This window comes from Sphingobium lactosutens DS20 (genome assembly GCF_000445105.1).
GTDB classification, from domain to species: Bacteria; Pseudomonadota; Alphaproteobacteria; order Sphingomonadales; family Sphingomonadaceae; genus Sphingobium; species Sphingobium lactosutens.
Genome location: NZ_ATDP01000101.1, coordinates 25886 through 50207, shown reverse-complemented (window position 1 = coordinate 50207; position 24322 = coordinate 25886). Strand labels below are relative to the sequence as shown.

Below are 24322 nucleotides of genomic sequence, written 5' to 3'. Positions count from 1 at the left end.
CGTCCCGTCCGTCATGAGCCAGCATCAGCTTCTCGACTCCCTCAACCATCGCGACCTGCGCGTGCGCACCGACAGCGCGGCGCAGCTGGGCGATGCTGTCATGGCCTGCCTGCTGATGCCCGCCGAATTCCGGCAGGCGCAGGCGCATTTTCCCATCCTCTTCCGCCGCGATCAGGCGAGCGGCGCCTTCAGCGCCGTCGCGCTGTTCGGATTTGACCATGGCGAAAACCTCTTCCTTGAGGACGGCCACTGGGACGCGGGCTACAAGCCGCTGGCCCAGGCGGTGCAGCCCTTCCTGATCGGGCGGAGCGCCGATGGCCAGGCGGGCGGTCAGGTCCATGTCGACATGGCCAGTCCGCGCATTCTGCGCGGCGGCGAGGATGGCGAGGCGCTGTTTGACGCCGCCGGCAAGCCCAGCTCCTATCTGGAACTCATCGCCCAACGCCTGGGCGATCTCGACGCGGCCTATCGCGCCAGCACGGACTTTTTTGCCGCCCTCGTGCGGCATGACCTGCTCGAACCCTTCACCATCGACGTGCCGCTGATCGACGGATCGAACAATAGCCTCGTCGGCTTCCACATCGTCAATGAAGACCGTTTGCAGGCGCTCGATGGCGATGCGCTCGCCGACCTGCATGGCGCGGGGCATCTGATGCCGCTGTTCATGGCGGTGGCGTCCGTCGCGCAGTTCAGCGAACTGGTCGCCCGCAAGAACCGCCGGATCGCCCATGGCTGAACCCGCCCCCGCCACCCTTCCCCCGGTGCGGGAGTTGATGGTGACGGACGCGGCGGCGTTCGACGCGCTGCTCGCCAGCGAAGAAACGCCCTTCATCGTGCGCGGGCTGGTTGCCGACTGGCCGCTGGTGCAGGCGGCGCGGAAGGGCGACCGGGCGGTGCGCGCCTATCTGGCAGACAAGGCCCGCCCGATCGACTTCACGGTGTCGATGGCCGGCCCCGACATTGGCGGGCGTCTGTTCTACGACGATGCGATGGGCGTCAATTTCCGCATGGGCAAGGGCCGCCTGCACGACATTTTCGCTGGTTTCGACAAGGCCGAGGGGTTGGAGCCCGACCAGGTGCCGACCGTTTATCTGGGCTCCGTCGACGTCCATCAGTTTTTCGACGGCGTCGCGCAGGATAATCCGCTGAACCTTGGCGAACGCGCGCCCCTCCTGTCGCTGTGGATCGGCAATGCGACGCGCATCGCGGCGCATAACGACTTTCCCGACAATCTGGCCTGCGTGGTGGCGGGGCGGCGGCGTTTCACCCTGTTCCCGCCCGACCAGTTCGCCAATCTCTATCTCGGCCCGATCGACATCACCCCGGCCGGGCGGCCCATTTCCATGGTGGATTTCGCCGCGCCCGACTTCACCCGCCATCCCCGTTTTCGCGAAGCGCTGGAGCATGCTCAGGTCGCCGAATTGGACCCTGGCGACGCCCTCTTCATCCCGTCGCTCTGGTATCATCATGTCGAAGGTCTGGCGCGCTTCAACATATTGATGAACTATTGGTGGCGCGACAGCCCGCGCTATCTGGGCCAGCCCAATAATGCGCTGCACCATGCCATCATGACGATCCGCGACCTGCCCGATCATGAACGCGCCGTATGGCGCGCCATGTTCGACCATTATGTCTTTTCCGGCGGCGCGGACGCGCGCGACCATGTTCCCGCGCAGGGTCGGGGCGTCCTCGCGCCGCTCGACGCGCAATCCGCCGCCCGCATGCACCAGTTTCTGCTGAGGAGCCTGTCGCAATGACACAGCCGTCCCTCCCCCGCCGCATCATCGTCGCCGGTGGCGGCACCGCCGGCTGGATGACGGCCGCCGCGCTGGCCCGCACGCTGGGTCCGGTGGCGCAGGTGACGCTCATTGAAAGCGAACAGATCGGCACGATCGGCGTGGGCGAAAGCACCATTCCGCCGCTCGTCGCCTATAATCGCATATTGGGCATCGACGAAGCCGATTTCATGCGCGCGACCCAGGCGACCTTTAAGCTGGGCATCCAGTTCGAAAACTGGCGCGTGCCGGGCGAAAGCTATTTCCACAGCTTCGGCGGCACCGGCAAGGATCACTGGTCGGCGGGCTTTCAGCATTTCTGGATGCATGGCGCGGCGCATGGCCATGACGCGCCCTATGACGAATATTGCCTGGAATTGAAGGCGGCGATGGCGGGGCGTTTCGCGCACCTGCCCGACGACCGGATGAACTACGCCTATCATCTCGACTCCGGCCTTTATGCCAGGTTCCTGCGTTCCATGGCCGAAGGCGACGGCGCGACCCGGATCGAAGGGCGCATCGTCGCGGTCGACCTGGACGGCGCAAGCGGCGATATCGCGGCGTTGCGGCTGGACGGAGACCGGCGGATCGAAGGCGACCTGTTCATCGACTGCACCGGATTTCGCGCGCTGCTGATCGAAGGGGCGCTTCATGCCGGCTATGACGACTGGACCCACTGGCTGCCCTGCGACGGCGCGGTCGCGGTCCAGACCGCCAGCGTGCGCGCACCCGTACCCTATACCCGGGCGATCGCGCATGACGCGGGCTGGCAATGGCGCATCCCGCTCCAGCATCGCCAGGGCAATGGCATCGTCTATTGCAGCGCCTTCATGGAGCCGCAGGCGGCGCAGGATCAGCTGCTCGCCACGGTCGAGGGCGACCGTCTGGTGCAGCCCAACCCCATCCGCTTCCGCACTGGCGCACGGCGGCGGCAATGGCATCGCAACTGCGTCGCGGTGGGCCTTTCGGGGGGCTTTATGGAACCGCTTGAATCCACCTCCATCCACCTCATTCAGCGTGCCGTGCTGCGCATCCTGCGCATGCTGCCCGCCGGCGCCATCAGCCCGCGCGACATTGCCGAATTCAACGATCAGCAGATGGCGGATATGGAGCAGATACGCGATTTCCTGATCCTGCATTACAAGGCGACCGACCGCCGCGACACGCCCTTCTGGCGGCACTGCGCGTCCATGGCCGTGCCCGACAGCCTGACGCACAAGATGGAGCTGTTCCGCGAAACCGGCCGGGTCTTTCGCAAGAATGAGGAATTATTCGCGGAAAACAGCTGGGTGCAGGTGATGATGGGACAGGGCATCAGGCCGCAAAGCTACCACCCCGTCGCCGCAAAGCTGCGCCCGCAGGAACTGGAGCATCTGCTCACCACGCTGCGCGATCAGGTGTCGCGCACCGTTGCCGCGCTCCCCGACCATGGCGCCTATGTCGCGCGCTATTGCGGCGCGCAGGATGTGGCGGCGGCATGATGAAGCGCGCGCTCTTCCTCCTGGCTGCCCTGGCGTCCGCCCCCGCCGCCGCCGAACCGCCAAAGGACGCGGCCAACTGGTCGCTCGTCTGGTCGGACGAATTTGACGGCGCGTCGCTCGACGCCGCCAAATGGAACCTTGCCGACAATTGCTGGGGCGGCGGCAATGAGGAACGGCAATGCTATACGCCCTCCCCCGCCAATCATCGTGTCGCCGGCGGCTTGCTGTCGATCATCGCCCGGCGCGAAACGCATAGCGGCCCCGCCTTTCCGCCCGACCAGCGCACCACGCCGGAAAAGCGGCAGGCGACCAACACAAAGCCTTTCACCTCCGCGCGCCTGTCCACCGATGGCAAGGCCGGCTGGCTTTATGGCAAGGTGCAGGTGCGCGCCAAATTGCCACAGGGTCAGGGCACATGGCCCGCCATCTGGATGCTGCCGGAAGGCTGGGACTATGGCGCGTGGGCGGCATCGGGCGAAATCGATATCATGGAGGCGGTCAATCTCGGCACGCCCTGCCCCACCTGTGCGGGCGGGACGGAAAACCGCGTGCTCGGCACCATCCATTTTGGCGGACAACCGCCGCGCAACCGCTATATCGGCGATGAAACCGCCATCCCCGGCGCGCTCGATGATTTCCATGTCTATGAGGTTGAATGGGATGCCGATGGCATGACCTGGCGCGTAGACGGCGTCGATTATGCCCGGCGCGCACCGCATGAATGGCACAGCCTTGGCTCCGATGCGCCCGGCGCGCCCTTTGACCGGCCGTTCCACCTGATCCTCAATCTTGCCATTGGCGGTCACTTGCCCGAAGGACGCAATGACGGGGGCGTCGACAGCGGCGGTTTTCCCAAGATAATGCAGGTCGACTGGGTACGCGTGTGGCAGAAGGATGCGCGCGCCAAGGCGCCGGACGGGGGGCGATAGGGCATTATGGCGCGGCGGCGGCTGGCGGTCACGATCAAGCATGTTGCTGCCGACGCCCAGGTGTCGTTGCAGACGGTCAGTCGCGTCATCAACAATGAACCCAATGTCCGCCCCGAAATGCGGGAACGGGTGCAGGCGTCGATCGACCGGCTGGGCTATGTCCCCTCGATCGCCGCCCAGCGGATGAGTGGATCGCGATCCTATCTGATCCTGGCGCTCAACGACCGGGAACGCACCATCGCCGACTGGCGCGCGCGGCAGGGCACCGACTGGGTCGATCAGATGCTGCTCGGCGGTATGCTGGAATGCGCGGAGCATGGCTATCGCCTGATCTTCGAACTGGTCGACACGCACGAGGATCATCTGGAGCGCGAACTGGGCGCCGCGCTCGCCGCGCTTCAGCCCGACGGCGCGATCCTGACGCCGCCCCATAGCGACAATCAGGAAATATTGCGCATCCTCGCCCGCCACCATGTCCCCTATGCCCGCATCGGCGCACTGGGGGAGGAGGATGGCCCCTGTCCCCCCGGCGTGCGGGTGTCGATGGATGACGAAGGCGCGGCGCGGCTGGCGACGCGGCACCTGCTGGCGCTCGGCCACCGCCGCATCGGCTTTATCGCCGGGCCGGCGGAATATCGGCTGGCGGGCTGGCGCGTCGATGGCTGGCGCGCGGAAATGACCGCAGCGGACCTCCCCTGCGACGGGCTGCTGGAAGCGGGGGATTTCAGCTATGCCTCGGGCGCGCGCGCGGCGCGCGCACTGCTGGGTCGCGAAGCACCGCCCACTGCCATCATCGCCAGCAATGACCAGATGGCGCTCGCCACCATCGAAGCGGCGCGCGACGCCGGGATGGACATTCCGCGCGACCTGTCGGTCGTCAGTTTCGACAATACCCCGCTCGTCCGCTTCACCACCCCGCCGCTCACCGCCGTGGACCAGCCGATCGCGCAAACCACCGCGACCGCAGTCCGCCTGCTCATCCAGGCCCAGCGCGATGGCGCTGCCCCCCCGCCGCCGGTCCTGCTGCCCATGTCCCTCGTCGAGCGCGGATCGACCGCCCCGCCGCGTGACTGAGCGCGCGCTGCGCGTCGGCGGCCGGGGCTTTCTGCCGCTTTACGCTCTGGCCTGGGCGGGCGCGGCGATCGCCTATACGCCTTTCCTCACCATCCTGCTGCCCGTCCGCATTGAAATGATCGCCGGTCCCGCCAGCGTCCATTGGCTTGCCGTCACGACATTCATCGGCGCGATCGCCGCCAGCATTGCCAACATCCTGTTCGGCTGGGCCAGCGACCGCAGCGGCACGCGGCGTCCCTGGGTATTGGCCGGGCTGCTGCTGTCGGGCGGGCTGCTGATGCTGGTGCCCCATGCCACCACCTTGCCCGTCCTCACCACGCTCATCATCGGATGGCAGGTTGCGCTCAACATGATGCTGGGGCCACTCGCCGCCTGGGCTGGCGATGTCGTGCCTGACCGGCATAAGGGACTGCTGGGCGGGCTGCTGGCCTTTGCGCCGGCGTGCGGCGCGCTGACCGGCGCGCTGGTGACGATCCCCGGCCTTGCCGATCCGTCCGCACGGCTGACATGGGTCGCCGCCATCACCGCCGCCTGCATCGCGCCGATCATCCTCTTGGGCGCAGGCCGCGCGCCGGGACAGGAGACGCAAAGCCCGGCCCAGGCGGCAGCCCCCATTCCGATGCTGCGCGCAATGGCCACCCGCATGTGGTTCGCCCGGCTGCTCATCCAGATTTCCGAAGCCGCGCTCTTTGCCTATCTCTATGTCTGGCTGCGCGGCATTGACGCCGGGTTCGGCGACGCTGGCGTCGCCCGGCTGCTCGCGATCGTCCTGCTGCTCGCCGCGCCGGCGGCTCTGGCGGCCGGCTATGCCGCTGATGCCAGGCGCCGTCCGACGTTACCGCTGCAAATTTCGGCGGTGGTGGGCGCGGCCGGGCTAATGCTGATGGCGCTTGCCGACAGCGGTCCGGCAGCCGCCACGGGCTTTCTGATCTTTGGCGTATCGACCAATATCTTCCTGGCGCTGCACAGCGCGCAAACCCTGCGCGTCCTGCCCGATGCGCGCTATCGCGGGCGCGACCTTGGCCTTTTCAATCTTACCAACACGGTGCCCTCGCTCATCATGCCTTCCCTCACGCTGGGCCTCGTGCCGGTGCTGGGCTTCCCGGCGCTCTTTGCCGTCATGGCGCTGCTGGCGCTCGGCGCGGCCTGGATGCTGCGCGGCGTTTCCATCGGCGCAGCCGATCGGCAGGCTTGATTTTCCTGTGCCAGAATGACAGGAACGTCATTGAGAACGTTCACAAGATAAAGTCAGGAAGGATGTCCATGCGCTTCGCCGCCCTGTTCCTCACCAGCGCCGTCGCGCTCACCGGCGCGGCATCCGCGCAGCAGGCGCCCGTGGTGGCCGCCGCCGCCCGCGCGAATCCGGCCGCCTGGCCGAAGGCGCACAGCCCCGCCGCCATCACCGACGCCGCCACCGAAAGGGCGATCGATGCGCTGCTCGCCCGCATGACCATCGAACAGAAGGTCGGGCAGGTGGTGCAGGGCGACATCAGTTCCGTCACGCCAGCCGACCTAGCGCGCTATCCGCTCGGCTCCATCCTCGCCGGCGGCAATAGTGGCCCCTATGGCGATGAACGCGCCGACGCCGCCACCTGGGCCAGAATGGTCGGCGACTATCGCGCCGCCTCGCTCAAGGCGGGCGCGAGCGTCCCCATCCTCTTTGGCGTGGACGCCGTGCATGGCCACAGCAATGTGCCGGGCGCGACCATCTTTCCGCACAATATCGGCCTTGGCGCGACCCATGATCCCGACCTTATTCACCGCATCGGCCAGGCGACCGCCGCCGAAATCGCCGGGTCCGGGATCGAATGGACCTTCGCGCCCACGCTGGCTGTGCCGCAGGATCTGCGCTGGGGCCGCAGCTATGAAGGCTATGCCGCCGATCCCGCCCTCGTGAAATCCTATGCCACCGCCATGGTCGACGGGCTTCAGGGCAAGCTGATGCCAGGCAAACCGCTCGGGTCCCTGCGCGTCGCCGCCACCGCCAAGCATTTTCTGGCCGATGGCGGCACGAAGAATGGTAAGGACCAGGGCGACGCCCGGATTTCCGAATCCGACCTGATCCGCACCCATGCGCAGGGCTATCCCGCCGCCATCGACGCGGGCGCGCTGACCGTCATGGCCAGTTTCTCCAGCTGGAACGGCGTCAAGAACCATGGCAATCCGACCCTGCTGACCGATGTGCTGAAAGGCCGCATGGGGTTTGAAGGACTGATCGTGGGCGACTGGAACGGCCATGGCCAGATTCCCGGCTGCACCGTCACCGATTGCGCCGCCGCGCTCAACGCGGGGCTGGACCTCTATATGGCGCCCGACAGCTGGAAGGGCCTGTTCGACAGCCTGGTGCGCGACGTGCGCGCGGGCAAGGTGTCGCAGGCGCGGCTCGACGATGCCGTCCGCCGCAACTTGCGCGTCAAATATAAGCTTGGCCTGATGGGCAAGACGCAGGTCGAACGCGGCGATCCGGCGCAGCTTGGCGCGCCCGACCACCTCGCCATCGCCCGTGAAGCCGTGGCCAAATCGCTAGTGCTGCTCAAGAATGAGGGGTCGGTCCTGCCGATCAAGCCCGGCGCGAAGGTTCTGGTGGCTGGCGCCGGCGCCGACAATATGGCGATGCAGGCGGGCGGCTGGACCATCACTTGGCAGGGGACCGACACCACCGCCGCCGATTTCCCGCGCGGCCAGACGATCGGCCGGGCGATCGTCGACGCCGTCACCGCCGCTGGCGGCAGCGCGCGCATAGACGCTGCGGGCGATACGCAGGACAGGCCCGACGTCGCCATCATCGTCTTTGGCGAGCAGCCCTATGCCGAATTTCAGGGGGACGCGGAAAATCTGCTGTTCAAAAATGGCGACAAGGAATTGGCCATGCTCAAAGCCATGAAGGCGCGCGGCATCCCGACCGTCGCCGTCTTCCTGTCGGGCCGCCCGTTGTTCATGGGGCCGCAGATCAACGCCGCCGACGCCTTCGTCGCCGCCTGGCTGCCCGGCACGCAGGGCCAGGGCGTCGCCGACGTGCTGGTCGCGGGCAAGGATGGCAAGAGCGCGCGCGACTTCACCGGCCGCCTCCCCTTCCCCTGGCCCGCGGACGCGCGCTCCCCCGTCGCCGCGCCGCTTTTCCCGATGGGCTATGGCCTCGACTATGCCCACCCCCATGCGCAAGGACCGGTCAACGAAGACCCGAAGGTCAAGCAAGGCCCCGCCGCGAGCGACAGTCTGTTCCTGCGCACCGGCAAGGTGGTCGATCCCTGGCGGCTCGGCATCGACAGCAGCGTGTCGGCCCGCGCCGTCGACGTCTCCGCGCAGGAGGACGCGCGCCAGTTCGTCTGGACCGGCCCCGGCGCCATCGCGATCGACGGCCCGCCCGTCGACATGACGCGGCAGTTGAACGGCGCCTTCGCCCTGCGCATCGACTGGCGGGTCGACGCGGCCAAGGGCGCGCCGATCACGCTGAGCCTAGGCGGCGCGCGCCTCGACATCAGCGCCAAGGTGGCGGCGCTGCCGGTTGGCCAGCCATCCAGCCTGATCGTCCCCCTGCGCTGCTTTGCGGATGCCGGCGCGACCTTCGACGCGGTGGGCACGCCGCTGCGTCTGTCGGCGAACGCAGGCCTGTCGGTCAGCATCCGCTCGGTCCTCACCGAAGGCGTCGGCGAAACCCCTGCCTGCCCGCCTGCCGCCAAATAGCCGCGCGCCCTATAAGCGCTCGCGCATCGCGTGGGCGACGGTGTCCAGCCAGTCGACCACCGCCCGCACGCGCGGCAGGCGTTGCAGGTCGGCGTGGATGACCAGCCAATAGCTGCGCCACACCTCCGCCTCGCCCGGCAGCAACCGGACGAGGCGGTCGTCGGCGTCAGCGGCAAACAGGTGCAGCACACCCAGGCCCAGTCCCGCCGCCACCGCCGATTGCTGCGCGGCGCTTGAACTGGCGCGAAAGGCAATCGGCGCGCCCGACACGATCTGGTCCAGCGCCATCATCTCGGGGAAGCCGGCCAGCTCCTCGATATAGGACACGAAGGCATGACGGCTAAGGTCCGCGCGGCTTTCGGGCAGGCCATGGCGGGCGACATAATCGCGCGAGGCATAGAGCCCCAGCCGATAGTCGGTCAGCTTGCGCGCCACCAGCCGCCCGCGCGGCGGCGGCTTCAGCATGACGGCGATGTCCGCCTCGCGCTTGGACAGGCTGGCGGCGCGGCTTTCGGACGCCAGCTCCAGCGTCAGCCGGCCATGCGCGTCGCGCAAGGAGCCGACATGGGGCGCGGCGAAATAGGCGGCGAAGGCTTCGGGCGTGGCGAGCCGCACCACCCCTTCCACGTCGCGGTCCCGGCCGGCCACGCTCGCGGCGGCGGCCAGCAATTCGCTTTCCACCCGCTCGGCATGGGGGACGAGCGCAAAGGCGGCGGGCGTGGGCGTGACCCCGCGCGGCGACCGATCGAACAGGCGCGCCGCCAGCACGGTTTCCAGCGCGTTGATCCGCCGCGCCACCGTGCTGTGGTCGATTCCCGCCCGCCGCGCCGCCGCCAGCATATTGCCTTCGCGCATCACCGCCAGGAACAGGCGCAGGTCATCGGAATTGAGCATGGGTATTTCCGCACAGCTGATGTGTTGCCATACCCGTATCGCTGCCAAACGGAAACGTCTATCGTTCCCTCGAGAGACAAAGGAGAGGAACAGCCATGCGCTCCATCACCCATTTCATCCACGGCGCCGCCGCGTCGTCCACCGGCGGGCGCGCGTCCGACGTGCTCGATCCCTCAACCGGCGCGGTGCAGGCGCAGGTCCATCTGGGCGACGCCGCCCTGCTCGACCAGGCGATCGAGTCCGCGAAAAAGGCGCAGCCCGACTGGGCCGCCGTCAATCCTCAGCGCCGCGCCCGCGTGCTGTTCCGCTACAAGGAACTGATCGAAGCGCATATGGACGAACTTGCCGCGCTCCTGTCGTCCGAACATGGCAAGGTGATTGCCGACGCCAAGGGCGATGTGCAGCGCGGGCTGGAGGTCGTGGAATTCGCCTGCGGCATCCCGCATCTGCTCAAGGGCGACTATACCCAGGGCGCAGGTCCGGGCATCGACGTCTATTCGATGCGCCAGCCGCTCGGCATCGTCGCGGGCATCACCCCGTTCAACTTCCCGGCCATGATCCCGCTGTGGATGGGCGCGATGGCGATTGCCTGCGGCAACGCCTTCATCCTCAAACCATCCGAACGCGATCCGTCGGTGCCGGTGCGCCTGGCGGAACTGGCGCTGGAAGCAGGCCTGCCCGAAGGCATTTTCAACGTCGTTCATGGTGACAAGGTCATGGTCGACGCGATCCTCGACCATCCCGATATCAAGGCGGTAAGCTTCGTCGGATCGTCCGATATCGCCAATTATGTCTATCAGCGCGCCGCCGCCAACGGCAAGCGCGCCCAGTGCATGGGCGGGGCCAAGAATCACGGCATCATCCTGCCCGACGCGGACATGGACCAGGCGGTGGCCGATATCGTCGGCGCGGCCTATGGCTCGGCGGGCGAACGCTGCATGGCGCTGCCGGTGGTGACGCCGGTCGGCGAGGCGACCGCGCAGGCGTTTCGCGACAAGCTGGTCGCCGCCATCGAAACGCTGCGTCCGGGCATCCCCAGCGACCCGCAGGCGCAATATGGCCCGCTCGTCACCGCCCAGCACAAGGCGCGGGTCGAAAGCTATATCCAGATGGCGGCGGACGAAGGCGCGGAAATCGTGGTCGACGGGCGCGGCTTCTCGCTTCAGGGCTATGAGGAAGGCTTCTACCTCGCCCCGACCCTGATCGACCGGGTGACGCCGCAGATGAAAAGCTATCAGGACGAAATCTTCGGTCCCGTGCTTCAGATCCTGCGCGCCGAAAGCTTCGAGGAAGCGCTCAGCTATCCGACCAATCACCAATATGGCAATGGCGTCGCCATCTTCACCCGCAACGGCGATTATGCCCGCCGCTTCGCCGCCGATGTCGAAGTCGGCATGGTCGGCATCAACGTGCCGATCCCGGTGCCGGTCGCCTATCACAGCTTTGGCGGCTGGAAGCGGTCGGGCTTTGGCGATCTCGACCAATATGGCGAAGATGGCGTGCGCTTCTACACCCGTACCAAGAAGATCACGCAGCGCTGGCCCTCGGGCGGCGCGGTGATCGACCAGAGCTTCGTCATCCCGACGATGAAGTAAGGTGGCAAAGGGGGCGCGCGCCACTGGCTGCGCGCCCTTCGATCCGTTTGACGCGGGCGGCGACGCGCCGTAACGGCCATCGCATGATCGCGCTGCTCTCCCCCGCCAAGACGCTCGATTTCGAGCGCACCCTGCCCCCGATTGAACCGACCGAGCCCCATTTTGCGGACGAAGCGCAAGGGCTCGCCCGATCGGCATCGCGATTGAGCCAGAAGCGACTGGCCGAACTCATGCATATCTCGCCCAAACTGGCCAAGCTCAACGCCGACCGCTTTCGCGACTTTCCCGACCTGCCGCAGCGCCCCGCCCTTTTCGCCTTTGCCGGCGACGTCTATACCGGGTTCGAAGTCGACACGCTGGAGGAAGCGGGCATCGCCTTCGCGCAGGATCATGTCCGCATCCTGTCCGGCCTCTATGGCCTGCTGCGCCCGCTCGACGCGATCCGCCCCTATCGCCTGGAAATGGGCACGCGCTGGGCGCCCCGACACAAGGCGCTGACCGACTGGTGGGACGATCGCATCGCCGACTATCTGCGCGACGAAATCGCGGAGGAAGGGTCGGGTACGATCCTCAACCTCGCCAGCCAGGAATATTTCGCCGCGGTGAAGGGGCGCCTCCCCGACATACGCATCATCGACGTCGATTTTCGCGAGCCCGGCCCCGACGGCCCGCGCTTCGTCAGCTTCCACGCCAAGAAGGCGCGCGGCATGATGGCGCGCTGGATGTGCGAACATCATGTCACGGACATCGACGCAATGCGCGGCTTCGACAGCGATGGCTATCGCTTCGATGCCGACGAAAGCAGCGCCGACCAATGGCGCTTCGTCCGGTCATGAGCGGCGCGGCGGTCATCATCGGCGCGTCCGGCGGCATTGGCGGCGCGTTCCGCACGCTGCTGGAGGAGGAAGGTGCCTTTGACCAGATCCATGGTTTTGCCCGCTCCTTCGACGGCGCAAACCATATCGACCTGCTCGACGAAGCCAGCATCGCGGGCGCGGCGGCGCAGATCGCCGCAGGCCCCGCGCCGACGCTGGTTCTGGTCGCCACCGGCCTGCTCCATGACGGGGACCGGGGACCGGAAAAGGCGCTGCGGGATCTCGACCCGCAATGGCTGGCACGAACCTATGCCGTCAACGCCATCGGCCCGATGCTGGTCGCCAAGCATGTCCTGCCGCTGATGCCGCGCACCGGGCGCACCGTCTTTGCCGCCCTGTCGGCGCGGGTGGGGTCGATCAGCGACAATCGGCTGGGCGGATGGCATGGCTATCGCGCGTCCAAGGCCGGGCTCAACATGATGATGCGCAATCTCGCGATCGAGGAAAAGCGCCGCAATGACCGTTCGGTCGTCGTGACACTGCATCCCGGCACCGTCGATACCGACCTGTCCCGTCCGTTTCAGGCCAATGTCCCGGACGGCCGCCTGTTCGACCCCGAACGCGCCGCAATGCAGCTGCTCGACGTCATCGAAGCGCTGAAGCCCGCCAACAGCGGCAAGCTGTTCGACTATCAGGGGGAAGAGATCCCGTTCTGATACCTCCGCCCCACTGGACGGTTTGCGTCAGCCGCGATAAGCCATGGAACCGGCGTTGGGGGGCATGGCATGGAACAGGCGGAGTTGCTGCGGCGCATGTGGGGACGGGTCGAACTCTGTCGCCGGCTCGCCATCACCACGACCGATCCGCACACCGCCGACGCGCTCATCGAAATGGCGAATGAAGGGGAGGCCGACATTCGCCGGTTGATGGAACAGCCGGACCACTCCGCGATAATGCCACGGCCCACTCAATAGCCTATCTGGCCTAACCGGTCACGCGCATGGCGTCCCGCGCCTTTTCCGGCCTGATGTAGATGGACGACAGTTGCGGCATCGCTGCCTTCAGGCGCGTTTCGATCGCTTCGATCAGCACCTCGCCATCGCCCATCGATACGTCATCGGCAAAGTCGGCACTGATCGCGACGAAGACGGAATCGGGCGCGGTATGGATCGTACGGACATGATTGACGGACTGGATGGCGTCATAGGTTTCCAGAAGCGCGCGGACCTGTGCGATTATGGCCGGGTCGGCGCTTTCGCCGATCAGCAGCCCCTTGGCCTCGCGCGCGAGCAGCAATGCGACCAGCGCCAATATGCCGCCGATCACGATCGACGCCACGCCATCGACGCGCGCGTCTCCGACATAGTGGCTGACCGATACACCGATGCCGGCGACGACCAGCCCCAGCAGCGCGGCGCTGTCTTCGAACAGGACGATGAACCCTGCCGGGTCCTTCGACTGCCGCACTGCCGTCCACCAGGGCATATCGCCCCGCTTGGCGTCAAATTCGCGCACTGCAATCGTCCAGGACGTGCCCTCCAGCAAGAGCGCTACGCCCAGCACGACGTAATTGATGGTCGGATCGCGCAGCGGCTCGGGCTCGCGGATATGGACGACACCTTCATAGATCGACACGCCAGCGCCCAGTGCGAAGATCAATATCGCGACAATGAAGGCCCAGAAATAGAGTTCGCGCCCATAGCCGAAGGGATGGGCGCGGTCCGGCGCCCTGGCGGCGCGCCGTTGGCCATAGAGCAGCAGCAACTGATTGCCGGAATCGACCAGCGAATGGACGCCCTCGGTCAGCATGGACGATGAACCGCTGATTCCGGCCGCCACGAACTTTGCGATGGCGATGCCGACATTGGCCGCCAGCGCGCCATAGAGAACGATATTGTCGCGAATGCCACCCCCCTTCGCCATGGGTCAGCGCCTTAGGCCGGGAGCGGGCGGGAACGGAACCGAAGCCATCGGGATCATCATGGCGACGGCAATGATCCGGCATGGCAAAGGGTTCCGCCCCCGGCGTTCAAATCCTGGCGCGACACGTTGCGGGGTCGGCATTGGCCTCGCAGCAGCCGGCTCAATCCTTGCTCTTATGCTCGGGCTTGCCCTTGCGCTTGGTCGAGGCCATGTCCTCCAATTCCTTCTCGCTCATCGACTCCACCATGGACCGGGACGCGCCCTGAAGGTCGCTTTTGGGTGTGTCGCCACGCTTGGCCGAAAGCGCTGCGCCGGCGGCTTTTTGTTGGGCGGCTGATTTCGCTGGCATGAAGCATCTCCTTTGATCGCCCCGCTCCAACCGCATCAATGGACGAACCGCCGCCTTGTTCACGTCCGCCAAACAAAAACCATGCTACTCCATAATAGGGTAGTTAGCTAACAAACTATCGCCGCAATTTCTCTTTTGTCGCCTTTGCTGTCCGCGTTCGTCAGCATGGCATCATGGATCGAAAGCCCCCGCCCCTGGTTTGGCAGTCGATGGACATCGCGATCAACCCGGAATGGCAGCGGCTTTTTCCCTATGCGCTGGGCGGAGCGGTCGTGCTGTTCCTCCTCTTCAACATCCCCTTCCTCGGCCGCATCCTGCGGGCCCTGCTTTCCATTGGCCTGCTCGCCATCGGCCTGCTCATCCTCGCCCAGCGCGCGCCGTTCGATCCTGCCCTGTCGCAGATCCAGTCTCGCCTGGGTCTGGCCGATCAGGAAACGCAGGGAAACATCGTCCGCATCCGCATGTCCCCGGACGGCCATTTCTGGGCGAGAGCGACCGTCAACGGCGTCCCGCGTCGCATGCTCATCGACAGCGGCGCGACCGTGACGGCGATATCGCAGGATACCGCCCGCGCAGCCGCCATCACCTCGCAAAGCGGGATCGTCCCCGTCCTGATGCGCACCGCCAATGGCACCGTCCGCGTCGAAACCGGAACGATCGAACGCCTCGGCATCGGCGGGCTGGAAGCGCGCAATCTCAACGCCGTCATCTCACTAGCCCTGGGCGACGTCGACATATTGGGCATGAACTTTCTGACCCAGCTTGCCTCCTGGCGGGTCGAGGGGCGCACATTGATACTGGAGCCGTCCGGCTCCGCCCCTGTCGCCGGCTGAGGCGCGCCACCTCCCGGCGACTTGAAAACATTGCGGCAGATCAAGCTATTTTAGATGCTGCTTTTCGCCCAAGACTGATATGGGTGGGATATGACAACCGATGCCGCGCGCACCCCTGCTGCCTCCTCCTCCACCTGGAGCGAGGCGGAGCGTATCGCGGCGTTGAACAGCTATGCCATGATCGGCACGCCGGCCGAGCCTGATTTCGACGATCTGGTGCAACTGGCCGCCGATGCGTTCGCCGTGCCGATCGCAGTCATCAACCTGATCGCTGGCGACCGGCAATGGTTCAAGGCGCAGGTTGGTCTGGGTGTCCAGGACATGCCGCTGGATCTTTCCATCTGCATCCACGCCCTGTCCCAGGACGATGTTCTGGTCATTCCCGATACGACATTGGATGATCGCGTCGCCGCCAACCCGCTTGTGATGGCCGACAATGGCCTGCGCTTCTATGCCGGAGCCTTGCTCCGCACGCCCAAGGGCATTCCGATCGGCACCCTGTGCGTGCTGGACCGCCAGCCTCGGCCCGACGGTATCACGCCGCAGCAGCGGCACCTGCTCACTGTGCTGGCGCGTCAGGCGATGACGCAGATGGAGCTGCGGCGCATCATCGCACTGACCGATCGCCGCGCCGACGATTTGCGCAGTGTTGAGGAACGCTATCGCCTGGCCGGGCGCGCCACCAACGACGCTATCTGGGATTGGGACCTTCAGACCGATCAGGTCCAGTGGAACGAAGCGATCGAGCGCACCTATGGCTTTGACCTGGCCACGGTCGAACCGACCGGCGCATGGTGGATCGCGCACATTCATCCCGATGACCGGGATCGCATTTCCGCAGGCATCCACGACGCGACCGACAGCAACGCCATCCACTGGTCGGACGAATATCGCTTTGCCCGCGCCGATGGCGGCTATGCCCCCGTGCTCGATCGGGGATTTATTATCCGGGATGCCTCAGGCCGCGCCACCCGGATGGTAGGCGCGATGCTGGACCTTACCGAACGGCGCGATCGCGAGGTCGCGCTTCAGACCAGCAACGAGCGGTTCGAGGCGGCGGTCGCGGCGATCGACGGCTATTTGTGGACCAACAGCGCGGAAGGGAAAATGCACGGGCCCCAGCCCGGCTGGGCCAAGCTGACCGGGCAAAGCCAGGAGGCCTATCAGGGCTATGGCTGGGCGGATGCGGTGCATCCACAAGACGCGCAACCCTCGATCGACGCCTGGGACGAAGCGGTTGCCGCGCGCAAGATGTTCATTTTCGAGCATCGCGTTCTATGCGCCGATGGCCAGTGGCGACGTTTCTCGATCCGCGCGGTGCCGATGTTCGATGCCGATGGCACATTGCGCGAATGGGTCGGCATTCACACCGACGTCACCCTGCAGCGCGAACAGGAAGAAAGCCTGGCGGCCAACGAGATGCGGCTGCGGTTCCTGGACGATCTCAGCCGGGAAATCACCCTCGCCCAAGACGCGGACGCTGTCATGGCCATCACCACGCGGATGGTCGCCACTCATCTGGGCGTATCGAATTGCGCCTATGCCGACATGGATGAGGATGGGGATGGTTTCACCATTCGCGGTGATTGGGCAGCGGCCGGCTCCCCGTCGATCGTGGGCCATTACCGATTGCGGGATTTCGGCGCCATGGCGCTGGAGCGACTTCAGGCCGGACTGCCGCTCATCATCAACGACAATGTGCGCGATCTGCCCGCGCATGAGGCCCGGACATTCCAGGATATCGGGATTGCCGCGACGATCTGCCTGCCGCTGATCAAGGGCGGCCGGCTGACCGCATTGATGGCCATTCACGATTGCGTACCCCATGACTGGACCCCGTCGGAACTGCGGCTGATTGCATCGGTGGCGGAACGATCCTGGGCACATATCGAACGGGTGCGCACGACCGTCGCTCTGGCCGAACTCAACGCCAGCCTGGAAGAGCGGGTCGAGGAGCGGTCGCAACAATTGCTCGCGGCCGAAGAAGCCTTGCGCCAAGCACAAAAGATGGAAGCCGTCGGCCAGCTGACCGGCGGCATCGCGCATGATTTCAACAATATGCTGACGGGCGTCATCGGTTCTCTTGATCTGCTGCAACGGCACCTGGCCGCCGGCCGCAGCGATCGGGTCGCGCGCTATATCGACACGGCAATGACGTCGGCGCAGCGCGCCGCATCCTTGACGCAGCGCCTGCTCGCTTTTTCCCGCCGCCAGACGCTCGATGTCACGGCCGTTGCGGTCGGCGATCTCGTCACCGGGATGGAAGAGATGCTGCGGCGGACCATGGACGAAAATATCCGGCTGGAGGTTGATGTGGCGGGCGCGAGCTGGCACGCCAAGACCGATCACAACCAGCTGGAAAGCGCGCTGCTGAACCTTGCCATCAATGCGCGCGACGCCATGCCCCATGGCGGCACGCTGACGATCGCGGCGCGCAATGCGCCATTGAGCGACGTCACCATGTCCGAAGCCGACGACATGGAGGGCGGTGATTTCGTGGAAATCAGCGTATCCGACACCGGCATGGGCATGAGCAAGGATGTGCTTGCCAAGGCGTTCGATCCGTTCTTCACCACCAAGCCAATCGGCGCGGGAACCGGCCTTGGCCTGTCGATGGTCTATGGTTTCGCGCGTCAGTCGGGCGGCCATGTTCGCATCTGCTCCGCTCCTGAACAGGGCACCACGATCCGCCTCCTCTTACCCCGCCATGTAGGCGAAATAGAGGATAAAGCCGATCAGGCCGTCGAAGTGCGTGTAGCCGAACCAGGCGAATGCGTGCTGCTGGTCGAAGATGATCCTTCGGTCCGGCTGCTGGTCTGCGACGTGCTCGATGATCTGGGCTATGCCGTGTGGCAGGCGCCCGATGCTCAAACCGCCATCACGCTGGCGCAGGCCATGCCGCGTATGGACCTGCTCATCAGCGATGTGGGGCTGCCCGGCATGAACGGTCGCCAACTTGCCGATATCCTGCGGGCTGACCGCCCCGACCTGCGCATCCTGTTCATCACCGGCTATGCCGAACGCGCGACCGTACGCAGCGAATTTCTTGGGCAAGGCATGGAGATGATCGCCAAGCCCTTCGCGATTGACGTCCTGTCCGCCAAAATCCGTGACATGATCGAGGCGCCGACGCCCGCGGCCTGATTGCCCATGAACTTATGGCGGCGGTTTAGGGTTTAAGGGCTATGCCCGGCCTTTCCTCCCCCGAACCCTATATCCTGTGGCTCACCGGTGTCGGCATATTGATAACATTGGTGGCGTGGTTGCCTCTGGCGTTGAAGCGGCTGCCGCTGTCGCTTCCCATCATCTGCATGGGCGCGGGCGCCGCCATTTTCCTGATCCCGGCCATCACCTTCCGACCGTTGCCGACGATCCTGCCCGATATCGCAGAGAGGCTGACCGAATTCGTCGTCATCATCGCGCTGATGGGCGCGGGACTGAAACTGGACCGGCTTTTCAGCTGGCGTCGCTGGAATGTCACCTGGCGGTTGCTGGGTATCACCATGCCGCTTTCCATCGCCGCCATCACGCTGATCGGCATCTACGCGCTGGGCCTGTCCCTGCCCGTGGCGCTGTTGCTTGGCGCTTGCCTCGCGCCGACCGATCCCGTGCTGGCGGCCGATGTTCAGGTAGGACCACCCAAAAGCGGCAAAGAGGATGATGTCCGCTTCGGCCTGACGTCGGAAGCCGGACTGAACGATGGCCTGGCCTTTCCTTTCGTTAATCTCGCCATTGCCTTGGCCGCTGCCGCTGCCGGTTCCAGGGAGCCTTGGTTCCGCAACTGGGTGCTCCATGACGTCCTCTGGGAAATCAGCGTCGGGCTGATCGCCGGCTGGATCATCGGGCGGATATTCGGTTGGCTGACCTTCCATGTGCCCGCGAAAAATCGGCTGGCGCAGACCGGCGACGGGCTGATTGCGCTCGCCGCGACACTCATATCCTATGGTGCCGCCGAAATGGTCGACAGCTATGGCTTCTTGGCTGTATTCGTCACCGCGCTGACCCTGCGCCGGTCCCATCGCGACCATGATTTCCAGCGCGAAATGCATGCCCTCACCGAACAGGTAGAGCGGCTGGCCATGATGGTGCTGCTCATCCTGTTCGGCGGCGCGCTGGTCAGCGGAGTGCTGACGCCGCTCCGCTGGGTCGACCTGCTGGCCGCAGTCGCGATCATCCTGCTGGTGCGCCCGATCGCCGGCCTTATCGGCCTGATCGGCATGCCTGCCGACCGAAGCGAGAAAATGACCTTGGCCTTTTTCGGGATCAGGGGCGTGGGATCCTTTTATTATCTCGCTTACGCCGTCAACGCTGGGGGATTTGGATCGGGCGAACGGCTATGGGCTATCGTCAGCCTGGTCGTCCTGCTTTCCATCCTGTTGCACGGCCTGACCGTCACGCCGATCATGCGCGCCATGGATCGACAGCAGGGACGCGATCCGGACGAGCCTGTGGCGGAGACCGAAATGGCTTAGCGAGGGCTTTATCGGCTACAAACATGACGGGGCAATGGGAGTTGAGTGGATAGTCAAGGGAACGGGCAATCCCCCGCAGCGTTCAGCCAGAACATAATGCGAACGCAGGAGACGCAATCATGACTGAACCCGTCGAAAATCCAAAGCTGGACGAACATCCCGGCTCGAATGCCGAAAAGGATCCCGACAACTGGGTATCAGGCGACGACCCAATGACGGGCGCGCAGGCATCCTATCTGACGACACTCTGCGAGGAGGCCGGGGTCGAGCCACCTGCCGCTTCGCTCAGCAAGGCGGATGCCTCGAAACAGATTGATGCTTTGAAAAGCCAACTTGGGCGGGATTAAGTTTCAGCCATCCAAGATGGGTGAGCCAACAGCCGGGACATGAATGCGGGCCGTGGATCGGCCCGCCGTTCCAGCCGGTTGCGCGTGCCGGATCATATGCTCTAGGGTTCATTGGTGATCCTATGCCAAACGTTCGGGCCGCTACTGCCACCGATGGCCCCACTGGGGTTCGGTAAGTCATGCCAATAGCAGACGGCGCCCGATCTTCTGTCCACACGTCGCGTTATGCCGGGGTCGAACTGGGCGGCACCAAATGCATCTGCACCCTGGCGACGAGAGCAGATGACATAGTGGACCAACGTACCATTCCCACTGGGCAACCGGATGAGACGTTGCCGGTAATTGCCGCCATACTTCAGGAATGGAAAGATGAACGCGACTTCGCAGCCTTGGGCATAGCGGCCTTTGGACCGATCGACATCAATCCGACCTCACCTGCCTATGGGCGCGTTTTGACGACCCCGAAGCGGGGCTGGCCAGGCACCAACCTTGTGGCCGCGCTGGCGAGACCCTTCACTGTTCCATTCGCCTTCGACACGGACGTCAATGGCGCGGCCATGGCAGAAATATGCTGGGGCAGCGGCCTTGGCCTTCAGGATTTCGCCTATGTCACTGTCGGCACCGGCATTGGCGTCGGCCTGATCGTCCATGGCAGGCCCACGCGCGGAATCGGCCATAGCGAGATCGGTCATATCCGCGTACCACGCATGACCGGCGATGATTTTACCAGCATTTGCCGCTATCATGACGATTGCGTTGAAGGTCTCGCGTCCGGCCCCGCTCTCCTCGGCCGGCTTCAGGGTCGTCAGCCCCAAACCATAGCGCCCGATGACCCGGTGTGGGACCCTATTGTCGATTGCCTGGCAAAGATGGCCCATGCGCTGGTGTGTACGACCGGGCCCTTGCGCATAGCCATGGGCGGCGGCGTGCTGACGGGGCAGCCTCATTTGCTTGGACGGATCGAACAACAACTGCGCATTAGCCTGAACGATTATATGGCTCTTCCGGCCGGCGGGCCCTATATCGTCGCACCGGGGCTTGGGCATCAGGCGGGGCCTATGGGGACCATCGCCATGGCCATGATGGCAAAAAAAGGGGCTTTTGCGTGACATCCCATCGCCTGAACCCTCATCCGGTTGAGAAGCCGTGGGGCCGGACGGATATTCCTGCCTGCTATGGTGTCGCGGACGGTCGGCGCATTGGCGAGATATGGTTCACTGGCCCGGACGATTGCGTCCAGCCGCTGCTGGTCAAATATCTCTTCACCAGCGAGCGGCTTTCGATCCAGGTTCATCCTGATGATGAGCAAGCGCGGGCGCAAAACCACCCGAGCGGGAAATCCGAATGCTGGTATGTGCTCGATACGCAAGGCGATGCGCGGCTGGGCATAGGACTGGTTCGCCCCTTGAGCCCCGAAGCCTTGCGCGTTGCCGCCCTAGACGGGTCGATTGAGGACCTGATCGACTGGAAACCGGTGCAGCCCGGCAGTTTCTACTATATCCCGGCCGGCACCATCCATGCGATCGGCGGCGGCATCACGTTGGTGGAAATCCAGCAAAATAGCGACATCACCTACCGCCTCTATGATTATGGCCGGCCAAGGCCCTTGCATCTGGACGAGGGCGTTGCCGTCAGCCGTCCGAAGCCCTACCCGTTACAGGGCCAGCAGGTGAAGCGGACCGAGGACATGTTGCTTGTCGAGCGCCCTCTCGCGCCATTTCATGTGGAAAGCAGGATGGGCAAGGCCGGCGACACCATCGTGCTGGAACAGGATCAGGCTTGGTTCACGCCAATTTCCGGCTCGGGCGTGATCGACGGCAAAGCCTGGCGCGCCGGCGAATGTTGGCTGATTAGCGGCGCTGCTGAACTCACGCTTGAAACCGAGATGCACGCGTTGATCGCAACCCTGTAATTCTAGGCCAAACGCCTTTCGGACCTCACAAACTATCTTGATGCCCCAGCGCCGCTAGATCGCGCAACGCACTTAGGTCCGGAATGCGGAGCCATTTGGAATGAAGGTCCAGCACGCCCTTCGCGCGCATGGCCTGAAGCGTACGGTTGACATGCACCGCAGTAAGGCCCGTCGCATCGGCGATGTCGGTCTGCGTCAACGGAAGCGCGCATTGCTGGCCATAGGCAAGCCCCGCCCGGCGCATCCGCTCAAACAACTCCAACAGCAGCTGCGCGAGGCGCTCCATCGCCGTCTTTCGCCCCAAACTGACCAGCCAGTTGGACTGTCTTTCCACGGATTCCACCAGCCGCAGCGCAGTGGCTTTGCCCCGATCAGACCCTGCCGCTTCGTTCAATGGCCGCCGCACCGCGCGGACATTGGTCAATGCCACCACCGCGTCATGGCTATAAGGCGACAGCGACCAGAGCGGATCGCAAAGGTCGCCGGGCAGATAGAGGGCCGTAATCTGCCGGCGTCCATCGGGCAGCAAACGGTGACGACAGGCCCAGCCTTCCAGAATATCGTATAGAGCCTCTGGCCGCTCATTGTCCCGCACCAAAAACTGATGCGGACGAAAGAAGACGAGATCGTCGCTCGCTGCGATCTGGCTCAACATGGGCTTCCCCTCAAAAAGCCCCCCGGAAAGCCAATCTATGCAGATGCTGTCGCAGTGGGATTCACATAAGTTTCATTTCGCAGGAAAATATGATCGCTTTTTCGTCGAACTGCTTGCCCTCGCTTTCGCTCAAAACCGCGCGTTCGCCCACTCATGTTAGAAAACCAGCGGAACAACTTTGATCGAAGAAGCGCTTTTTTCCGGGCAGAGAGACGACCCACGTCACTGGCAAGCTGGGACTAAAGTTCATGGGCTCGATATTCGAAGGCAGATCAAACCCGCTTCCGACGCCACAGGATTTGAAGCAAGTCCATTGTGATCGCGCGGCAGAAGCACGTTATTGGACGCAACGCCTGGGGACAGACAGACATGCGCTGGAAGAGGCAGTCGAGCGGGTTGGTCACAATCTGGGTGCCGTGAAGGCGTTTCTTGAAGGGCGTGAGCGGACTCATGTCTAGGCCATCTGGAATGCGCTCTCATCGCGCTCATCGGGGATAGGCATGCCTGTCTATCACCTCCATCTTTTCAACGATAATGATGTCCTGGACGAAGAAGGACAGGAATTTGTCGATCTGGCAATGGCGGAGCGGGAAGCCGTCCGCAACGCACGGGATGTCATTGCCGAGCATGTCCGCCACGGCCATCCAATCAACCTGACTCATCGTGTGGAAATAACGGACGCGAACGGAACCTTGCTGAAGGTCGTGCATTTTGGCGACTGCATCCATTTTGCACGCTAGCCCTGCTATGTTGGTCACGTTTGCAGCGATGTCGCCCCAGCGGTAACAGCAGCCCCGGAGCCACGTCCATGTCCCGCCATCCCGCCCTACAGCCATTTGTTCGCAAATTGAGCGAGCGCTCTCATCTGAGCGAAGACGAGCGGCACATCCTGTTGGATCTCGACGGGCAGAAGGCTGAATTTGCTCCCCACCGGGATATTGTGCGCCCCGGGGAATTGACGGATTTCTGCTGCCTTATCGTGTCGGGCATGGCGGCGCGTTTCGGCCAACTGCCTGACGGGACGCGGCAGATCACGGCGGTCTATATTCCGGGCGATATGTGCGATCTTTATTCGCTGATGCTGCCCAAGGTCGAATGGGCGTTGCAGGCCCTGTCCAGCCGCCTTGTGATCCTGAAAGTTCCGCATCGCAAGATGCTGGAAATTGTTCGCGCCTATCCTGGCATCGCCGAAGCCTGCTGGCGAGATTGCGTCGCGGATGCGTCCATCCTGTCGCAATGGGTCGTCAATATCGGAAGGCGTGACGCGCTGACGCGGACGGCGCATCTCTTCTGTGAACTGGGTTTGCGGATGGAAACGGCAGGGCTGGGAAGCCGGACGGCTTTTGAGCTTCCCGTCATTCAGTCGCAATTGGCCGACGCACTGGGCATGACGCCCGTGCACATGAACCGGATCATGCGCGCGCTTCGTCAGCAGGAACTGTTGACGGTTCGCGGACGAGAGGTTCAGGTGCGGGACTGGAATGCGCTTGCGCGTGCGGCCGGCTTTGAACCGGGCTATCTGGCGATCGATCACCGATGGCGCCGAATGGATTGAGGCGACACCGGCCGCCGGACGGCGAAGCG

Annotated in this window: 24 protein-coding genes; 20 read left to right on the top strand and 4 right to left on the bottom strand. The window is 64.6% G+C overall.

The genetic code is table 11. The features are described 5' to 3' along the window. Positions 1-13: 13 nt before the first annotated feature. The 7 genes from RLDS_RS46245 to RLDS_RS46215 all read left to right on the top strand — a co-directional run bounded on the left by RLDS_RS46245 (position 14) and on the right by RLDS_RS46215 (position 8943). Positions 14-736 carry a SapC family protein gene (locus tag RLDS_RS46245; RefSeq protein WP_021227241.1) on the top strand — a complete coding sequence of 241 codons (723 nt, stop codon included), beginning with the start codon at positions 14-16 and terminating at the stop codon, positions 734-736. Beyond that, the gene (locus RLDS_RS46240) at positions 729-1757 is read left to right on the top strand and encodes a cupin-like domain-containing protein (RefSeq protein WP_021227240.1); all 1029 of its coding nucleotides are present in this window, start codon (positions 729-731) and stop codon (positions 1755-1757) included. The genes RLDS_RS46245 and RLDS_RS46240 overlap by 8 nt, the downstream gene beginning before the upstream one ends. After that, positions 1754-3256 (top strand): tryptophan halogenase family protein, encoded by a 1503-nt coding sequence (locus tag RLDS_RS46235; RefSeq protein WP_021227239.1) that lies wholly within the window; start codon positions 1754-1756, stop codon positions 3254-3256. Before RLDS_RS46240 ends, RLDS_RS46235 begins: the two co-directional genes overlap by 4 nt. Next, on the top strand, positions 3253-4185 hold the full coding sequence (locus RLDS_RS46230) for a glycoside hydrolase family 16 protein (RefSeq protein WP_021227238.1): 933 nt from the start codon (positions 3253-3255) through the stop codon (positions 4183-4185). Before RLDS_RS46235 ends, RLDS_RS46230 begins: the two co-directional genes overlap by 4 nt. 6 nt (positions 4186-4191) lie before the next feature. Then, positions 4192-5259 carry a LacI family DNA-binding transcriptional regulator gene (locus RLDS_RS46225; RefSeq protein ID WP_021227237.1) on the top strand — a complete coding sequence of 356 codons (1068 nt, stop codon included), beginning with the start codon at positions 4192-4194 and terminating at the stop codon, positions 5257-5259. Continuing rightward, on the top strand, positions 5252-6454 hold the full coding sequence (locus RLDS_RS46220) for an MFS transporter (protein ID WP_021227236.1): 1203 nt from the start codon (positions 5252-5254) through the stop codon (positions 6452-6454). The genes RLDS_RS46225 and RLDS_RS46220 overlap by 8 nt, the downstream gene beginning before the upstream one ends. A gap of 62 nt (positions 6455-6516) precedes the next feature. Next, a complete protein-coding gene (locus RLDS_RS46215; protein WP_031298627.1) occupies positions 6517-8943 on the top strand; it encodes a glycoside hydrolase family 3 protein in 2427 nt (808 codons plus the stop codon). Positions 8944-8952: 9 nt separating this feature from the next. Here the strand turns inward: RLDS_RS46215 and RLDS_RS46210 are convergent, their stop codons facing one another. Beyond that, complete coding sequence (locus RLDS_RS46210) at positions 8953-9837, bottom strand: LysR family transcriptional regulator (RefSeq protein WP_021227234.1); 885 nt, start codon at positions 9835-9837, stop codon at positions 8953-8955. 95 nt (positions 9838-9932) lie between these two features. On the opposite strand from RLDS_RS46210, the gene RLDS_RS46205 reads away from it, so the two are divergent. The 4 genes from RLDS_RS46205 to RLDS_RS46190 all read left to right on the top strand — a co-directional run bounded on the left by RLDS_RS46205 (position 9933) and on the right by RLDS_RS46190 (position 13221). Then, positions 9933-11432, top strand: a complete 1500-nt coding sequence (locus tag RLDS_RS46205) for a CoA-acylating methylmalonate-semialdehyde dehydrogenase (RefSeq protein WP_021227233.1) — start codon at positions 9933-9935, stop codon at positions 11430-11432. 83 nt (positions 11433-11515) lie between these two features. Then, positions 11516-12268, top strand: coding sequence for a peroxide stress protein YaaA (gene yaaA, locus RLDS_RS46200; protein ID WP_031298626.1), 753 nt, complete (start codon positions 11516-11518; stop codon positions 12266-12268). Further along, complete coding sequence (locus RLDS_RS46195) at positions 12247-12963, top strand: SDR family NAD(P)-dependent oxidoreductase (RefSeq protein ID WP_021227231.1); 717 nt, start codon at positions 12247-12249, stop codon at positions 12961-12963. The genes yaaA and RLDS_RS46195 overlap by 22 nt, the downstream gene beginning before the upstream one ends. Before the next feature lie 69 nt (positions 12964-13032). After that, the gene (locus RLDS_RS46190) at positions 13033-13221 is read left to right on the top strand and encodes a hypothetical protein (RefSeq protein ID WP_021227230.1); all 189 of its coding nucleotides are present in this window, start codon (positions 13033-13035) and stop codon (positions 13219-13221) included. A 10-nt stretch (positions 13222-13231) separates the two neighbouring features. On the opposite strand, the gene RLDS_RS46185 is transcribed toward RLDS_RS46190, so the two are convergent. Both RLDS_RS46185 and RLDS_RS46180 read right to left on the bottom strand, forming a co-directional pair. Then, on the bottom strand, positions 13232-14170 hold the full coding sequence (locus tag RLDS_RS46185; RefSeq protein WP_021227229.1) for a cation diffusion facilitator family transporter: 939 nt from the start codon (positions 14168-14170) through the stop codon (positions 13232-13234). A gap of 160 nt (positions 14171-14330) precedes the next feature. Beyond that, positions 14331-14519, bottom strand: coding sequence for a DUF3008 family protein (locus RLDS_RS46180; RefSeq protein WP_021227228.1), 189 nt, complete (start codon positions 14517-14519; stop codon positions 14331-14333). A gap of 173 nt (positions 14520-14692) precedes the next feature. Here RLDS_RS46180 and RLDS_RS46175 point away from each other — a divergent pair, with 173 nt between their 5' ends. From RLDS_RS46175 to RLDS_RS46155, 6 genes are all read left to right on the top strand, one after another. After that, a complete protein-coding gene (locus RLDS_RS46175; RefSeq protein WP_031298624.1) occupies positions 14693-15352 on the top strand; it encodes a retropepsin-like aspartic protease family protein in 660 nt (219 codons plus the stop codon). 90 nt (positions 15353-15442) lie between these two features. Continuing rightward, positions 15443-18496, top strand: coding sequence for a PAS domain-containing protein (locus tag RLDS_RS57020; RefSeq protein WP_021227226.1), 3054 nt, complete (start codon positions 15443-15445; stop codon positions 18494-18496). A gap of 41 nt (positions 18497-18537) precedes the next feature. After that, positions 18538-19824 carry a cation:proton antiporter gene (locus tag RLDS_RS46170; RefSeq protein WP_021227225.1) on the top strand — a complete coding sequence of 429 codons (1287 nt, stop codon included), beginning with the start codon at positions 18538-18540 and terminating at the stop codon, positions 19822-19824. A gap of 119 nt (positions 19825-19943) precedes the next feature. Then, positions 19944-20171, top strand: coding sequence for a DUF3072 domain-containing protein (locus RLDS_RS46165; protein WP_021227224.1), 228 nt, complete (start codon positions 19944-19946; stop codon positions 20169-20171). A gap of 179 nt (positions 20172-20350) precedes the next feature. After that, on the top strand, positions 20351-21280 hold the full coding sequence (locus RLDS_RS46160; RefSeq protein ID WP_052034161.1) for an ROK family protein: 930 nt from the start codon (positions 20351-20353) through the stop codon (positions 21278-21280). Continuing rightward, positions 21277-22083: a class I mannose-6-phosphate isomerase gene (locus RLDS_RS46155; protein ID WP_021227222.1), complete on the top strand. Its 807-nt coding sequence runs from the start codon at positions 21277-21279 to the stop codon at positions 22081-22083. The genes RLDS_RS46160 and RLDS_RS46155 overlap by 4 nt, the downstream gene beginning before the upstream one ends. A 25-nt stretch (positions 22084-22108) precedes the next feature. On the opposite strand, the gene RLDS_RS46150 is transcribed toward RLDS_RS46155, so the two are convergent. Continuing rightward, positions 22109-22738, bottom strand: coding sequence for a Crp/Fnr family transcriptional regulator (locus tag RLDS_RS46150; RefSeq protein ID WP_021227221.1), 630 nt, complete (start codon positions 22736-22738; stop codon positions 22109-22111). A gap of 248 nt (positions 22739-22986) precedes the next feature. Here RLDS_RS46150 and RLDS_RS55455 point away from each other — a divergent pair, with 248 nt between their 5' ends. The 3 genes from RLDS_RS55455 to RLDS_RS46135 all read left to right on the top strand — a co-directional run bounded on the left by RLDS_RS55455 (position 22987) and on the right by RLDS_RS46135 (position 24293). After that, positions 22987-23196, top strand: coding sequence for a DUF3606 domain-containing protein (locus tag RLDS_RS55455; RefSeq protein ID WP_152528080.1), 210 nt, complete (start codon positions 22987-22989; stop codon positions 23194-23196). Between the two features lie 42 nt (positions 23197-23238). After that, positions 23239-23478, top strand: a complete 240-nt coding sequence (locus tag RLDS_RS57420) for a DUF6894 family protein (RefSeq protein WP_021227218.1) — start codon at positions 23239-23241, stop codon at positions 23476-23478. Positions 23479-23546: 68 nt separating this feature from the next. Further along, positions 23547-24293: a Crp/Fnr family transcriptional regulator gene (locus RLDS_RS46135; protein WP_021227217.1), complete on the top strand. Its 747-nt coding sequence runs from the start codon at positions 23547-23549 to the stop codon at positions 24291-24293. Positions 24294-24322: the final 29 nt, after the last annotated feature.

Bases quoted from the DNA above. Each gene is read 5' to 3' on its own strand.
- RLDS_RS46245 (WP_021227241.1), top strand. From the start codon at position 14: ATGAGCCAGCATCAGCTTCTCGACTCCCTCAACCATCGCGACCTGCGC.
- RLDS_RS46240 (WP_021227240.1), top strand. From the start codon at position 729: ATGGCTGAACCCGCCCCCGCCACCCTTCCCCCGGTGCGGGAGTTGATG.
- RLDS_RS46235 (WP_021227239.1), top strand. From the start codon at position 1,754: ATGACACAGCCGTCCCTCCCCCGCCGCATCATCGTCGCCGGTGGCGGC.
- RLDS_RS46230 (WP_021227238.1), top strand. From the start codon at position 3,253: ATGATGAAGCGCGCGCTCTTCCTCCTGGCTGCCCTGGCGTCCGCCCCC.
- RLDS_RS46225 (WP_021227237.1), top strand. From the start codon at position 4,192: ATGGCGCGGCGGCGGCTGGCGGTCACGATCAAGCATGTTGCTGCCGAC.
- RLDS_RS46215 (WP_031298627.1), top strand. From the start codon at position 6,517: ATGTCCATGCGCTTCGCCGCCCTGTTCCTCACCAGCGCCGTCGCGCTC.
- RLDS_RS46210 (WP_021227234.1), bottom strand. From the start codon at position 9,837: ATGCTCAATTCCGATGACCTGCGCCTGTTCCTGGCGGTGATGCGCGAA.
- RLDS_RS46205 (WP_021227233.1), top strand. From the start codon at position 9,933: ATGCGCTCCATCACCCATTTCATCCACGGCGCCGCCGCGTCGTCCACC.
- yaaA (WP_031298626.1), top strand. From the start codon at position 11,516: ATGATCGCGCTGCTCTCCCCCGCCAAGACGCTCGATTTCGAGCGCACC.
- RLDS_RS46195 (WP_021227231.1), top strand. From the start codon at position 12,247: ATGGCGCTTCGTCCGGTCATGAGCGGCGCGGCGGTCATCATCGGCGCG.
- RLDS_RS46190 (WP_021227230.1), top strand. From the start codon at position 13,033: ATGGAACAGGCGGAGTTGCTGCGGCGCATGTGGGGACGGGTCGAACTC.
- RLDS_RS46185 (WP_021227229.1), bottom strand. From the start codon at position 14,170: ATGGCGAAGGGGGGTGGCATTCGCGACAATATCGTTCTCTATGGCGCG.
- RLDS_RS46180 (WP_021227228.1), bottom strand. From the start codon at position 14,519: ATGCCAGCGAAATCAGCCGCCCAACAAAAAGCCGCCGGCGCAGCGCTT.
- RLDS_RS46175 (WP_031298624.1), top strand. From the start codon at position 14,693: ATGGATCGAAAGCCCCCGCCCCTGGTTTGGCAGTCGATGGACATCGCG.
- RLDS_RS57020 (WP_021227226.1), top strand. From the start codon at position 15,443: ATGACAACCGATGCCGCGCGCACCCCTGCTGCCTCCTCCTCCACCTGG.
- RLDS_RS46170 (WP_021227225.1), top strand. From the start codon at position 18,538: ATGCCCGGCCTTTCCTCCCCCGAACCCTATATCCTGTGGCTCACCGGT.
- RLDS_RS46165 (WP_021227224.1), top strand. From the start codon at position 19,944: ATGACTGAACCCGTCGAAAATCCAAAGCTGGACGAACATCCCGGCTCG.
- RLDS_RS46160 (WP_052034161.1), top strand. From the start codon at position 20,351: ATGCCAATAGCAGACGGCGCCCGATCTTCTGTCCACACGTCGCGTTAT.
- RLDS_RS46150 (WP_021227221.1), bottom strand. From the start codon at position 22,738: ATGTTGAGCCAGATCGCAGCGAGCGACGATCTCGTCTTCTTTCGTCCG.
- RLDS_RS55455 (WP_152528080.1), top strand. From the start codon at position 22,987: ATGGGCTCGATATTCGAAGGCAGATCAAACCCGCTTCCGACGCCACAG.
- RLDS_RS57420 (WP_021227218.1), top strand. From the start codon at position 23,239: ATGCCTGTCTATCACCTCCATCTTTTCAACGATAATGATGTCCTGGAC.
- RLDS_RS46135 (WP_021227217.1), top strand. From the start codon at position 23,547: ATGTCCCGCCATCCCGCCCTACAGCCATTTGTTCGCAAATTGAGCGAG.